The organism is Cryobacterium melibiosiphilum (assembly GCF_003602235.1).
Lineage (GTDB): Bacteria > Actinomycetota > Actinomycetes > Actinomycetales > Microbacteriaceae > Cryobacterium > Cryobacterium melibiosiphilum.
On the sequence record NZ_QZVS01000076.1, the window covers coordinates 15,189 to 27,876 of the forward strand.

Sequence of the window (12,688 nt, forward strand, 5' to 3'; positions counted from 1 at the left end):
TATGTCCTGTCAAACTGCCATGTCCTATCAAAGTCGACCGCACACACGGAAACAAGGACGACCCGGGTGGATACCCGAGTCGTCCCGGCCCCTGGCCAACAAGAATGCCCCGAATTTCTCCGGGGCATTCTGTGGATTTTCGACGGTTTCGTCAGGCCTGCCTGATGCTGTTGAGCATGCTCTCGCGCTGGAAAACAGCGGTCGCGGTGTTGGCCTCGTTCTCGGCGAAAACACTCGAAACCATGACGGTATCGGGCCGGTCGAGAAAGCCGATCTCCCTGAGGCCGCCGAAGAATTCGGGCCAGTTGACGTCGCCGTCGCCCATTTTCAGGTGCTGGTGCACCCGCACCGCGTTGCCCGGAGGGTTCGTGATGTAGCGCAGCCCGTGCGAGGCGTTGTGGTCCATGGTGTCGGACACGTGCACCAGGCGCAGCATGTCCCCCGCCGCCCGCATGATCTCGAGCGGCCGGTTGCCGTAGTGGAACGTGTGGGAAGCCACGTAGACAAAGCCGAAGTTCTTCGAGTTGATACCCCGAATCATGCGGATGCCGGCGAGCCCGTCTTCGACAAAATCGTCGGGATGCGGGTCGATCAGCACGGTCAGCCCTTCCCGTTCGATGATCGGGACGAGCTCCTCCATGGACCGGTAGAACGCCCGTTCCGACTGTTCGGCCAGCTCCGGCCGCCCGTTGAACTCGGTGTTCATGGTCTCGACGCCGAGGTCGACGGTGATCTGGATCGCCCGTTTCCAGTAGCGCACGGCCGCTTCGCGGGCGTCTTCGTCGGGGCCGGACCACCGCAGCACCGGCAGCACCGACGCGATGCCGACCCCGGCATCCGTGCACGCCTTCTTGAAGGCCGCCACGAGGTCGTCGTCGGCCTTCGGGTGGTTGAAGAACGGGATCATGTCGGCGTGCGGCGTGAGCTGCAACCATTCATAACCGAGGTCGGCGGCCACCCGCGGAAACTCCAGCAGCGTGTGGGAATGATGGAACGGGGTGGGGTCGAGAGCGATCTTCACGACTGGTCCTTTCGGCTCGAGGTTGGGCGCGGACGTTAGACGCGGACGTTAGACGGTGACGCTGGTGACGAGCTCGTGGCTGTAGAAAGCCGGCCGCGGCACGTACTCGACCTCGACTCGCTCGCCGGTCTCCTGCGCCCGCACGCCGGCCTCGCACGCGGCGGCGACGAGGTAGCCGTCCCACGCGCTCGGACCGTCGATCTCACCCTTCTTCGTCGCCGTCACCCAGCGCTGGATCTGCGCGTCATAGGCGTCGGCGAAGCGGGTCTTGAACGTGGTGTGCTCCGCTCCCCCATACTGGCCATCCTGCCAGAGGGTCAGGCCGGCCGTGCGGCCGATCTCGGCGATGCCCTTCTCGAAGACCGCCTCGGTGCGCACCTGGTAGCCGAACTGCACATTGACGTTCATCTCGACGTCGGCGAGGATTCCGGATTCGGTTTCGAGCAGCACCAGAATCGGGTCCTGCAGCCAGCTCGGCGCGAGGGAGTTGCGCTTGGGGCGCTTGACCTCGACCGACACGATGGGCGAATCGGTGAGAAAGCGCACCACGTCGATCTCGTGCACGACCGAGTCGGTGATCATCATGCTGTCGGTGTAGCCCTCACCCGTGGTCGGGTTGCGGTGGGCGCAGTGCAGCGCCAGGAGCGCGCCGGTGCGGTCGGATTCGATCAAGGCCCTCAGCTGGGCGTACTCGCGGTCGAAACGGCGCATGAACCCCACCTGGATGAGCTGCTTTCCGGTGGCCTGCTCGGCCTCGAGCACCCGCAACGACGACACCGGGTCCTGGGTGAGCGGCTTCTCGCACAGAATCGGCAGCCCGGCCGCGAGGGCGGGAAGCAGCACCGTCTCATGGAACTGCCCGGGCGTGGCCACGAGCACAGCGTCGATGTCGTCGCGCTTCAGGGCATCCGCGAAGTTGGTGAGGGCCACCGCCCCCGGCGCGAGCGCAGCGGCGGCGGCGCCGCGGGCGACGTCGGGTTCGACGACGACGCTGACCCGGGCGCCGACGATGCGCTCGGTGATGCGGTTGATGTGGTCGGCGCCCATCTGGCCGGCGCCGACGACGGCAATACGAAGTTCTGACATGGTTCTACTCCTCGGTGAGTGAAAGTCGTGAATGGAAAACGTGAAAGTAGGTCTAGCGGATGCGCGCCGCTTGCGTGCATCCGAAGATGTGCTCGCGGGTGCGGGTGGCGATGGGGAACGGAAAGTCGATCTCGCAGCCGTACATGTCCTGCTCGACGATCGCGAAGATCTCGGGGTTGATACGACTGACGGCCTCGATGATCGGGGCCAGCTCCGGGATGCCGAGCGGCGGCTCGCACATGACGCCGAGGGCGACGGCCTCAACGAACGGGCGGTCGTTCTTGAGGGTGTCGGCGAGGATGTTCGGCTCGACCTGCTTGAGGTGCAGGTAGCCGATGCGCTCCGGGTGTGCCTCGATGAGCTTCAGGTTGTCGCCGAGGTAGTACGCGAAGTGACCGGTGTCGAGGCACAGGTTGGTGAAGGCCGTGTCGGTCTCGGCGAGGAAGCGCTCGACCTCCTGGTAGGTGCCGACATGGCTGTCGGCGTGGGAGTGGAACTGCTGGCTCACGCCGAACTCCTCGAGCAGGGCCTTACCGAGCTTGTCGTGGCCGGCGGCGAGCCGGGTCCACTGCTCGTCGCTCAGCGTGCGGGCCTCGAGCACCTCGGCGGTCGCGTCGCTGCGCCACAGGTCGGGAATCACCACGAGCTGGCTGGCGCCGAGCTTGGAGACGAGACCGGCGACATCCAGTGCCTGGTCCCAGGCGCGCTTCCACTGGTCGTCACCCTTGTGGAAACCGGTGAAGACCGTGCCCGCGGAGAGTTTCAGGTCACGCTTGGCGAGCTCGTCCTCGAGCTGCGCGGGGTCGGTGGGTAGGTAGCCGAACGGGCCGAGCTCGAGCCAGTGGTAGCCGGCGGCCTGCACCTCGTCGAGAAAACGCTCCCACGGGATCTGCTTGGGGTCATTCGGAAACCAGACGCCCCAGGAGTCCGGAGCCGTGCCGATGCGCAGCTGCTGGGTGGTCGCCAGCGTTTCGGTGCTTGCGAGTGAGGTGCTCATGTCAGTTGTTCCTTTCAACGGCGCCGGCACCGAGGTGCGACTTCTGCTGGCTCTTGTGGGTGAGGTAGTCGACGTGCGCGGCTTCGGTGCTCTCGAGACGGGAGACTTCGGCGACGGGCACGTCCCACCAGCCCTCGCCGTCGGGTGCGTAGAGCCGCGGGTCGTTGTTGATGTGGATCATGGTGGCGCGGGTGGAGGCCTTGGCCGTCTTCATGGCCGCCGACAGGTCGGCGATCGCGTTCTCGGTGGGCTCGATCGAAATGACATCGAGGCCGTAGCTCGCGGCGTTGGCGGCGAGGTCGATGGGCAGGACCTCGCCCTGTTCGAAGTTGTTGCCGTCCTTGTCCTGGTAGCGGTAGAGCGTTCCGTAGCGCTGGGACCCGACATCCTCGCTGAGGTGGCCGATCGACGCGTAGCCGTGGTTCTGGATCAACACGATGATGAACTTGATGCCCTCGGCCACCGCCGACACGATCTCGGAGTGCATCATCAGGTACGAGCCGTCGCCGACCATGACGATCGAGTCGCGGGTGGTGTCGGCGCGAGCGACGCCGATGCCGCCGGCGATCTCGTACCCCATGCAGGAGAACGCGTACTCGACGTGGTAGCCGAGTTCGTCGCGCACGCGCCAGAGCTTGTGCAGGTCCCCCGGCAGTGACCCGGCCGCGCAGACGACCACGTCGCGCGGGTCTGAGGCCTGCTGTACGGCCCCGATGATCTCGGACTGGCTGGGGAGCGCGAGCCTCTGGTCGACGAAGGAGTCGTCGACCGCCGCATCCCAGGTGGCCTTCTCGCGGGTGTAGTCGGCGCGATACTCGGTTGAGATCTGGAAACCTGCGAGGGCCGCGGACAGTTCGAGGAGCGACTCGCGGGCATCCGCTACCACCGGGATCGCGCTGCCGTGCTTGAACGCGTCGAAGGAGGCCACGTTGATGTTGATGAACCGCACGTCGGCGTTCTGGAAGGCGGTGCGGCTCGCCGCGGTGAAGTCGCTGTAGCGCGTGCCGATGCCGATGATGAGGTCGGCCTGGGCCGCGGCACGGTTGGCGGCCGTCGTGCCGGTGGCGCCGACAGCGCCGAGGTTCTGCGGGTGGTCCCAGGTGAGCGAACCGACGCCGGCCTGCGACATACCCACCGGGATGCCCGTCGCGTCGACGACGGCGCGCAACGCCGCAGCGGCGTCGGAGTAGAGAACGCCGCCACCGGCGACGATCATCGGCCGCTTCGCACGGGAGATGGCCCGGGCGACCTCGGCGATGATGCCGCGGTCGGGGCGGGGGCGACGGATGTGCCACTCCCGGTCGGCGAGGAATTCCGTCGGCACGTCGAGGGACTCGGCCTGCACGTCTTCGGGGAGCGAGATGGTCACCGCGCCGGTCTCGACCGGGTCGGTGAGAACCCGCATCGCGCCGAGCGCGGCCGAGAACAGCTGCTCGGGTCGATTGACCCGGTCGAAGAAGCGAGACAGCGGCTTGAAGGCGTCGTTCACGCTCATGCTCGCGTCGTGCGGAAGCTCGAGCTGCTGCAGCACGGGGTCGGAGACCCGGGTTGCGAAGGTGTCCGAGGGCAGCAGCAGCACCGGGAGCCGGTTGGTGGTGGCGACGGCCGCTCCGGTGAGCATGTTGGTGGCCCCGGGCCCGACGGATGCCGCACAGGCGAAGGTGGACCGGCGACGGGTCATGCGCGAGTACGCGATGGACTCGTGCACCATGCCCTGCTCGTTGCGTGCCTGGTGGTACGGCATCAGGGTGGGATCTTCGACGGACAGCTGTTTGAGGGCCTGCCCGACACCTGCCACGTTGCCGTGGCCGAAGATGCCGAAGGTGCCGACGATCGTGCGCTGCCGTACGTCGCCGTCAACGGTGAATTGATGGCCCAGAAACTCGATGAGCGCCTGGCTGACTGTCATACGTCGGGTTGTCACAACGTTGTGTCCTTTCACTGCTGCGGGGAAAAGTTAGGGGGTGTACGGGAGCCGCGAGTCGAATTCCTGGCCCAGCCAGGTGTCGCGAATCCAGCCGTGCGCCGGATCATCGCTGATGCGCCACGAGCGGTCGGGATCCGGGCCGGCCATCACGTTGAGGTAATAGAGGTCGTAGCCGGGGGCCGCGACGCAGGGTCCGTGCCAGCCGAACGGCACGAGGGCGACATCGCCGGTATGTACCTCCGCCATGATGTCGATCGCGCCGGTCTCGGAGGCATAGGTGCGCATGAGCCCGAACGGTTTCGCCGTTTTCGGAGCGGCCTGGCCACGGGTGACCGCCGTCTCGAAGTAGTAGATCTCCTCGAGCGTTGATTCCTCCCCCGGCTTGTACTCGTCGTGTTTGTGGGGCGGGTAGCTCGACCAGTTCTCGGCCGGGGTGATCACCTCGCACACGATGAGCCGGTCAGCCGCAAGGCTGGCCGGGGTTCCGAAGTTGTGCACTTGGCGGCTGGAGCGACCGGCCCCGCGCAGCTCGATCGGGACATCCGCCCCGGAAATGTACGCGACCGGCAGGCTCTCGTCGGTCGGCGCTTCGGCCACCGCGACGCGGCCGACAGCCGCGCCCTCGACCTGGATCGAGAGCGCGGTGCCGGTCGGCAGGTAGAGGGTGTCGGTGGGGCCGTGAAAAACGGATGCCCGGCCCGCGAGAAGCTGCGAACGCTCCTCGGTTTCCCCCGCGAGGGTGTAGCGCACCGTGAAGGAGCCCGCGAGGGGAACCACGATGCGCTCCACCGCCTCGGCGGCAAGCGTTGCCGAGGCGCCCGCGGAGAGGGCGGCGACCCGAATGCCGGTGTAGCGCCATCCGCTGATGGTCTGATCGACGACCGATTCCCACCCCTCACGCTCGAGGGAACCCCGGGCAAAAAACCAGTCCTGTGCTGGCCGACCAGCGGATGGCGTTGTCATTACTGCTTAACCGTTCTGCGGGAAGCCGAGGTTGATGCCGCCGTGGCTCGGGTCGAGCCAGCGGCTGGTGATTGCCTTGCCGCGGGTGAAGAAGTGCACGCCCTCGACGCCGTGGGCCTTGGTGTCGCCGAAGAGCGAGTTCTTCCAACCACCGAAGGAGAAGTAGGACACGGGTACCGGGATGGGCACGTTGATGCCGATCATGCCTACTTCGATCTCATTTTGGAAACGACGCGCCGCGCCGCCGTCATTCGTGAAGATCGCGGTGCCGTTGCCGAAGGCGCCGGCGTTGATGATCTCGACACCCGCTTCGTAGCTGTCGACCCGAACGACCGACAGCACCGGGCCGAAAATTTCCTCGGTGTAGGCCTTCGAGGTCGTCGGCAGCGCGTCGATCAGGGTCGGGCCGAGCCAGAACCCGTTCGGGTCACCGTCGATCTCGATGCCGCGGCCGTCGACGACGATAGTGGCACCGTCGGCGGCGGCGATGTCGATGTAGCTGGCGACCTTGTCGCGGTGCACCTCGGTCACGAGCGGGCCCATGTCGCAGGAACGGCGACCGTCACCCACGGTGAGGGTCTTCATGCGCGAGACGATCTTGGCGATCAGGTCGTCGGCGACCGGTTCGACGGCGACGATGACGCTGATGGCCATGCACCGCTCGCCCGCACTGCCGAAGCCCGCGTTGATGGCCGAGTCGGCGACCAGGTCGAGGTCGGCATCGGGCAGCACGAGCATGTGGTTCTTCGCACCGCCGAGGGCCTGGATGCGCTTGCCATTGCGGGTGCCGGTCTCGTAGACGTACTGGGCGATCGGGGTGGAGCCCACGAAGGAGATGGCCTTCACGTCCGGGTGCTCCAGCAGGCCGTCGACGGATTCCTTGTCGCCGTGCAGCACGGTGAAGACGCCGTCGGGCAGGCCGGCCTCTTTCAGGAGCTTGGCCATCCAGATGGCCGCGCTCGGGTCTTTCTCACTGGGCTTCAGGATGACGGTGTTTCCGGCGGCGATGGCCAGCGGGAAGAACCACATCGGGACCATCGCGGGAAAGTTGAACGGGCTGATGATGCCGACGACGCCGAGCGCCTGGCGGGTGGAATACACGTCAACGCCGGTGGAGACGTTCTCGGAGTAGTCGCCCTTGAGCAGGTGCGGGATGCCGCAGGCGAATTCCACGACCTCCTGGCCGCGCGAAATCTCACCGAGGGCATCGGAGAGGACCTTGCCGTGCTCGCTCGTGATGATCTCGGCCATCTCACCCTTGCGGGCGTTCAGGAGCTCGCGGAACTTGAAGATGATGGTCTGCTTCTTGGCCAGCGACAGGTCACGCCAGGCGGGAAAGGCAGCCTTGGCGCTGGCGATGGCCGCTTCGATCTCGGTGCCATTGGCAAGCGGCACGAGCTTGGTCGGCACACCGCGGGCCGGGTCGAACACCGGAGCTGTGCGGCCGGAGGCCCCGACACGTTCGGCGCCATCGATCCAGTGCGCGACGACGGGAAGGTCTGAGGTGGTCGCTGGGGCGTTTTCGGTAGCTGTGTTGGTCATCGTGGTACTCCTTCTTACTGGTGGGAAACGTGGGCGTGTACGGCGAAGGCCGGTTTGGGAGGCGCTGCGGATGCCGGTGCCGGCGACCCGTGCACGAGCGCGGCTGCGGTGTCGATGGCGCCGACGACATCGCCATCGGCGGGGTAGAGCAGGCTGCGACCGACAACGAGTCCGCGCACGCCCGGCAGCAGCAGCGCATTCTGCCAGGATTCGAACGTTTCGTCCTGGTCGCCGGCCGGGTCGCCGCCGAGCAGCAGGGTCGGCAGGGTCGTCGCGGCCATGACGCGCTCCATGTCGGGAACGACCGGCAGCTTCAGCCACGAGTACGCGCTCGAGTGCCCGAGGCCCTCGGCGATGGCGATCGAGAGGATCACGGCATCCGTCGACAGGTCGTTCTGCACCTGGTTGTCGACCCAGGTGCTCATAAAGGGTTCGAGCATGATCGGGATGCCGGCGTCGGCGGCGTCGCTGACCGCGCGGGCCGTCGCCTGGAGGGTATTCAGCGAGCCGGGGTCACTCAGGTTGATGCGCACGAGGTTCTTCGCGAAATCGAGGCGATCTCGCTTCACCTGCTCGACGTCGTATGCGGTGTAGCGGTCGTCCATTTCAAAGGATGCTCCGCGCAAGCCGCCGCGATTCATCGAACCGACCACGATCTTGTCGTCGAGGAGGCCGAGCAGGGCGAGGTCCTCGATGATGTCCGGCGTGCCCAGCACGCCGTCGACGCCCGGTCGGCTCAGGGCGATCGCCAGGCTCTCGAGCAGGGCGTACCGATTGGACATTGCCATCGGGTCGCCGTTCACGCCGAGGGCGCCGCGGGCACGATGGTCGGCCGCGACGATGAAGAGACGACCGTCGCCCTGCACCAGGTCGCGGCGGGTGCGAGATGCGAGGATCTCGGCCACGCGTTCCGGATGCGCGGCCCGCGTTTCCCGCAGGGCCGCGAAATCCACGGGATATCGAGAGGTCATGATCGGATTCCTTCCAGGATTGATTCGACCTCGAGGGTCGTCGGCATGGCGGTCGAACACTCGCGCCGGCTGGCCACGAGCGCGCCCGCGACGTTGGCGAACTGCAGGATGCGCTGCAGGTCCCAGCCCTGCAGCAGTCCGTGGCACAGGGCGCCACCGAAGCTGTCTCCCGCGCCGAGGCCGTTGACCACGTCGACGAAATACGGGGGCACTTCGACCGTTTCGGAACGGGTCTTGGCAAGCACGCCCTTCGGGCCCTGCTTGACGATGGCGAGCTCGACGCCCCGTTCGAGCAGGGCATCGGCTGCGCGCAGAGGCTCGGTCTCTCCGACGGCGATCTCGCACTCTTCCCGGTTGCCGACGGCGATCGTGACCTGTTCGAGCGCGCGGTCGACCTCGGAGCTGGCCTCAGCGGGCGAGTCCCAGAACATGGGGCGGTAGTCGAGGTCGAGGATGGTGAGGGGCGCGCGTCCCCGCGCCGCCCAGGCTGCGTGGTGCGCGGCTCGGCTGGGCTCGGCGCACAAGCCGGTCACCGTCGACCAGTAGATGCGAGCGTCGCGAATCGCCGCGAGGTCGAGCTCGTCGGAGTTGATCACCAGGTCGGGGGCGATGGGGTCGCGGTAAAAGTAGAGCGGAAAATCGTCGGGCGGGAAGATCTCGCAGAACACGATCGGAGTGTTGAGACCCTCGACGGGTGACACGAACCGATCGTCCACGCCGAGGCGGCGCAGTTCGTTATGCACGTATCGCCCGAACGGGTCGTTGCCGGTTCGGGTGATGACGGCCGAGTGGAGGCCGTGCTTCGCGGCGGCGATGGCCACGTTCGTGGCGCTGCCCCCGAGGTACTTGCCGAAGGTCTCGACGTGCTCGAGGCCCAGGCCGTCCTGCAGGGGATAGAGATCGATGCCGACGCGGCCGATCGTGAGCACATCGAGGGCACGGACGGGGGCCGCGGAGGGAGCGGGGAAATCGAGGGAATCAGACATACGTCGTTGTACAACTTTCTGAGTCGTGGTCCAGGGCTGGTCCGAAACGGAATACTCCGACCTTAGCGCGTTTTGTGGTTAATGTCAGGACATATAGACATATTGCTCCGATACAGGTTGCCGCCCTGTTCTTTCAGCAGTTGCCCGGACTGCCCGTGTAGACATAAGGGGTTGATCTGAGCGTGGGTTTCTCACCACGGCCCGCCCGATCGCCACACGGCACCCCCACTACTGACACCCGTCAACCCCACTATCGATTGGACGAACGCCCGCATGGCCGGATCCACAATTCTCGACCTGCTGCTCGTCCTGCTCCTGATCGCGGCCCTCATCAATGGCTTTCGCAGCGGCCTGTTCCGCAGTGTGTTCGGCATTCTCGGACTGATCGCCGGTGGCATCGCGGCCTACTTCGTCGTTCCCCTCGTGGGGTCGTGGGTGCCCGAACCCGAATGGCGCACCCCGGCATCCATTGCCGCCGCCCTGCTGCTCATCTTCATCGGACTGTCCATCGGCGGGGCGATCGGCTCGGCCCTGCGCCGCGGCGTGGCCCGTATCAAACTCGGGCCCGTCGACCGGGTTCTCGGCGGCGTCTTTTCCGCCGCCGCCGCCGCACTCGTCGCGTCGATGGTCGCCATGAGCGTGGGCTCGCTCGGCGTTCCGTTCCTCTCCCCCGCCATTGCCTCGTCGACGGTGATCGGCGGAATCGACCGTCTGACCCCCGACCCGGTCAAGACCTTCATCGCCCAGCTGCGCTCGGCCGCGGTCAACCAGGGGCTGCCCCGGGTCGTGGATGCCTTCACCGGACCCGCCCCCGAAATTCCTGTCTTCGACACCGACAACCCGGCCCTGGCCCTCGCCGAGCAGTCCGTGGTGCGTATCACCGGAACGGCCTATTCCTGTGGCCAGAGCCAGTCCGGCACCGGCTTCGTGGTGTCCGAGGACCGCATCGTCACCAACGCCCACGTCGTGGCCGGTGTCACCTCCCCCGTCATCGAGTCCCCCTCGGGCGAATCGCTGCAGGGCGAGATCGTCTACTTCGACTCGGTCGACGACCTCGCCGTCATCGCTGTGGAGGGCTTCTCGGCCGCGCCCCTCGAGCTGACCGAGAACCTCGCACCCGGCAGCCTCGCCGTCGCCGACGGCTATCCCTTCGGCGGCCCCTTCGTCTCCGACCCCGCCGAGGTGCTCTCGGTCGGTTCCCTCAGCGTCGCCGACATCTACGGCCAGGACCCCACCCCGCGCCAGGTGTATACCCTGGCGAGCGACGTGCAGCAGGGTGAATCGGGCGGCCCTCTGCTCAACGATGCCGGCCAGGTCGCCGGAGTCATCTTCGCCAAGTCCACCGACACCGCCAACGTGGGCTACGCCCTCGCCATGGAAGAGGTCGCCCCGGTGGCGAACGGCGCCGCAGCCCTGAGCGCTCCCGTCTCCTCCGGCACCTGCGTGCGCGGCTAACTTTTTCGAGCGGATGCCGCGCACCCCGCGGCACAGCGGTTGGTGCGACCGGGCTGGATCAGACCGGCGGCGCAGCTACCGCGCATCGCGGCACGGCTGGACCAGCGCGGCGGCGCAACTACCGCGCATCGCGACCGTCTCGCCGATGCAGGGTCCGGTGCGGCCAGCTGCGCGGTAGTAACGCCGCTGCGCTATGGGCGCGCCTACCGCGCAGCGGCGTTACTCCCGCGCGGCTCTGAACAGCCCGACAGAATCGCCACCAACGCGGTCTGTCCGCAGTTGCGCTGTACCTGCGCCGTTGCGCTGCACCTCCGACGTTGCGCTGCACCTCCGCCGTTGCGCTGTACCTGCGCCTGTGCGCTGTACCCACGCGGCTGCGGCGAACTCGCGCCGAGACTCGCGCGGGACCAGCGGCGGGCAGAACACACCCAGCACGCACGGAGAAGGGCACCCGCCATCTGGCGGATGCCCTTCGTGGTCTTGCTACAGCGCGTTAGACGCGGTCGAGGGCGTAGCCCTCTTCGCCGTGCACGAAGGTGTCGATGCCGGCAACTTCGTCTTCGTTCTTGACGCGGAAGCCGATGGTCTTCTCGATCGCCATGCCGAGCAGGTAGGCGACGATGAAGGAGTAGATGAGCACTCCGAAGGCCGCGATGGCCTGCACGGCGAGCTGGCCGAGGTCGCCGCCGCCGGTGAAGAGGCCGGTGCCGGTGGCGAAGAAGCCGAGGTACAGGGTGCCGAGCACGCCACCGACGAGGTGGATGCCGACGACGTCGAGCGAGTCGTCGAAGCCGAGCTTGAACTTGAGCTCGATGGCCATGGCGCAGACGGCGCCGGCGACGATTCCGAGAACGAGGGCCCAGCCGGGCGTCAGGTTGGCGCAGGCCGGGGTGATGGCGACGAGGCCGGCGACGGCACCGGAGGCGGCACCGATCGAGGTGGCCTTGCCGTCCTTGAACTTCTCGACGATCATCCAGCCGATGATGGCGGCCGCGGTCGCGCCGAGGGTGTTGATGACGATGAGGCCGACGTTGGCGAGGCCGTTGATCCACTCGGCGCCGGCGTTGAAGCCGAACCAGCCGAACCAGAGGATGGCGGCACCGATGAGCACGAGGGGAACGTTGTGCGGCTTGGTGATGCCCTTCTGGAAGCCGACGCGCTTTCCGAGCACCAGTGCCAGTGCGAGAGCGGCGGCTCCGGCGTTGATGTGCACCGCGGTACCGCCGGCGTAGTCGATGACGCCCGGGAGGCCGAGGGTCTCGCCGAGGTTGAGGATCCAGCCGCCGCCCCACACCCAGGCCGCGACCGGGAAGTAGACGAGCGTCGCCCAGACACCGGCGAAGATCATCCAGGAACCGAACTTCGCGCGATCCGCGACGGCTCCACTGATCAGGGCGACGGTGATGATGGCGAAGGTGGCGCCGTAGGCGGCACCGATCAGGTCGGTGTTAGCCGTCTCGCCGGATGCCAGGGTACCCAGGCCGAAGTCGCCAAACGGGTTGCCTGCGAACTGGCCGGCGGACTCGACGGCGCTCATGTTGAAGCCGTAGAGGATCCAGAGCACGCTGATGAGGCCGAGTGCGCCGAAGCTCATCATCATCATGCTGATGACGCTCTTCGCCTTGACGAGTCCGCCGTAGAAGAAGGCGACACCCGGTGTCATGAACAACACCAGTGCGGTGGCTGTCAGCCCCCATGCGATGCTTCCGGTATCCATTGATTGTCCTCACGCTCGTATGC

General features: G+C 66.8%; 10 protein-coding genes. 1 reads left to right on the top strand and 9 read right to left on the bottom strand.

Annotated elements, in window-relative coordinates:
• Positions 1–151 precede the first annotated feature (151 nt).
• The 8 genes from D6T64_RS07735 to iolC are packed head-to-tail and all read right to left on the bottom strand — an operon-like array spanning position 152 to position 9,493.
• Positions 152–1,021, bottom strand: coding sequence for a sugar phosphate isomerase/epimerase family protein (locus tag D6T64_RS07735; RefSeq protein WP_119973875.1), 870 nt, complete (start codon positions 1,019–1,021; stop codon positions 152–154).
• 48 nt (positions 1,022–1,069) lie between these two features.
• Positions 1,070–2,107, bottom strand: a complete 1,038-nt coding sequence (locus D6T64_RS07740) for a Gfo/Idh/MocA family protein (protein WP_119973876.1) — start codon at positions 2,105–2,107, stop codon at positions 1,070–1,072.
• A gap of 52 nt (positions 2,108–2,159) precedes the next feature.
• On the bottom strand, positions 2,160–3,104 hold the full coding sequence (locus tag D6T64_RS07745) for a sugar phosphate isomerase/epimerase family protein (RefSeq protein ID WP_119973877.1): 945 nt from the start codon (positions 3,102–3,104) through the stop codon (positions 2,160–2,162).
• 1 nt (position 3,105) lies between these two features.
• Entirely contained in the window at positions 3,106–5,013 is a 1,908-nt protein-coding gene (iolD, locus tag D6T64_RS07750; RefSeq protein ID WP_119973878.1) for a 3D-(3,5/4)-trihydroxycyclohexane-1,2-dione acylhydrolase (decyclizing), read from the bottom strand.
• 48 nt (positions 5,014–5,061) lie between these two features.
• On the bottom strand, positions 5,062–5,994 hold the full coding sequence (gene iolB / locus D6T64_RS07755; protein WP_119973879.1) for a 5-deoxy-glucuronate isomerase: 933 nt from the start codon (positions 5,992–5,994) through the stop codon (positions 5,062–5,064).
• Positions 5,995–6,000: 6 nt separating this feature from the next.
• Positions 6,001–7,536, bottom strand: coding sequence for a CoA-acylating methylmalonate-semialdehyde dehydrogenase (locus D6T64_RS07760; protein WP_119973880.1), 1,536 nt, complete (start codon positions 7,534–7,536; stop codon positions 6,001–6,003).
• Between the two features lie 14 nt (positions 7,537–7,550).
• Positions 7,551–8,507, bottom strand: coding sequence for a class I fructose-bisphosphate aldolase (locus D6T64_RS07765; RefSeq protein ID WP_233550927.1), 957 nt, complete (start codon positions 8,505–8,507; stop codon positions 7,551–7,553).
• On the bottom strand, positions 8,504–9,493 hold the full coding sequence (gene iolC / locus D6T64_RS07770; protein ID WP_119973881.1) for a 5-dehydro-2-deoxygluconokinase: 990 nt from the start codon (positions 9,491–9,493) through the stop codon (positions 8,504–8,506). Before iolC ends, D6T64_RS07765 begins: the two co-directional genes overlap by 4 nt.
• A gap of 273 nt (positions 9,494–9,766) precedes the next feature.
• Between iolC and D6T64_RS07775 the strand changes: the two genes are divergently transcribed.
• Positions 9,767–10,948, top strand: coding sequence for a MarP family serine protease (locus D6T64_RS07775; protein ID WP_119973883.1), 1,182 nt, complete (start codon positions 9,767–9,769; stop codon positions 10,946–10,948).
• Between the two features lie 493 nt (positions 10,949–11,441).
• Here D6T64_RS07775 and D6T64_RS07780 read toward each other — a convergent pair whose 3' ends face one another.
• Positions 11,442–12,665, bottom strand: coding sequence for an ammonium transporter (locus tag D6T64_RS07780; protein ID WP_119973885.1), 1,224 nt, complete (start codon positions 12,663–12,665; stop codon positions 11,442–11,444).
• Between the last annotated feature and the right edge of the window lie 23 nt (positions 12,666–12,688).

Excerpts from the sequence above, each read along its gene's own strand:
- iolD (WP_119973878.1), bottom strand. The coding sequence starts at position 5,013 with ATGACAGTCAGCCAGGCGCTCATCGAGTTTCTGGGCCATCAATTCACC.
- iolC (WP_119973881.1), bottom strand. The coding sequence starts at position 9,493 with ATGTCTGATTCCCTCGATTTCCCCGCTCCCTCCGCGGCCCCCGTCCGT.
- D6T64_RS07765 (WP_233550927.1), bottom strand. The coding sequence starts at position 8,507 with ATGACCTCTCGATATCCCGTGGATTTCGCGGCCCTGCGGGAAACGCGG.
- D6T64_RS07760 (WP_119973880.1), bottom strand. The coding sequence starts at position 7,536 with ATGACCAACACAGCTACCGAAAACGCCCCAGCGACCACCTCAGACCTT.
- D6T64_RS07780 (WP_119973885.1), bottom strand. The coding sequence starts at position 12,665 with ATGGATACCGGAAGCATCGCATGGGGGCTGACAGCCACCGCACTGGTG.
- D6T64_RS07740 (WP_119973876.1), bottom strand. The coding sequence starts at position 2,107 with ATGTCAGAACTTCGTATTGCCGTCGTCGGCGCCGGCCAGATGGGCGCC.
- D6T64_RS07745 (WP_119973877.1), bottom strand. The coding sequence starts at position 3,104 with ATGAGCACCTCACTCGCAAGCACCGAAACGCTGGCGACCACCCAGCAG.
- iolB (WP_119973879.1), bottom strand. The coding sequence starts at position 5,994 with ATGACAACGCCATCCGCTGGTCGGCCAGCACAGGACTGGTTTTTTGCC.
- D6T64_RS07775 (WP_119973883.1), top strand. The coding sequence starts at position 9,767 with ATGGCCGGATCCACAATTCTCGACCTGCTGCTCGTCCTGCTCCTGATC.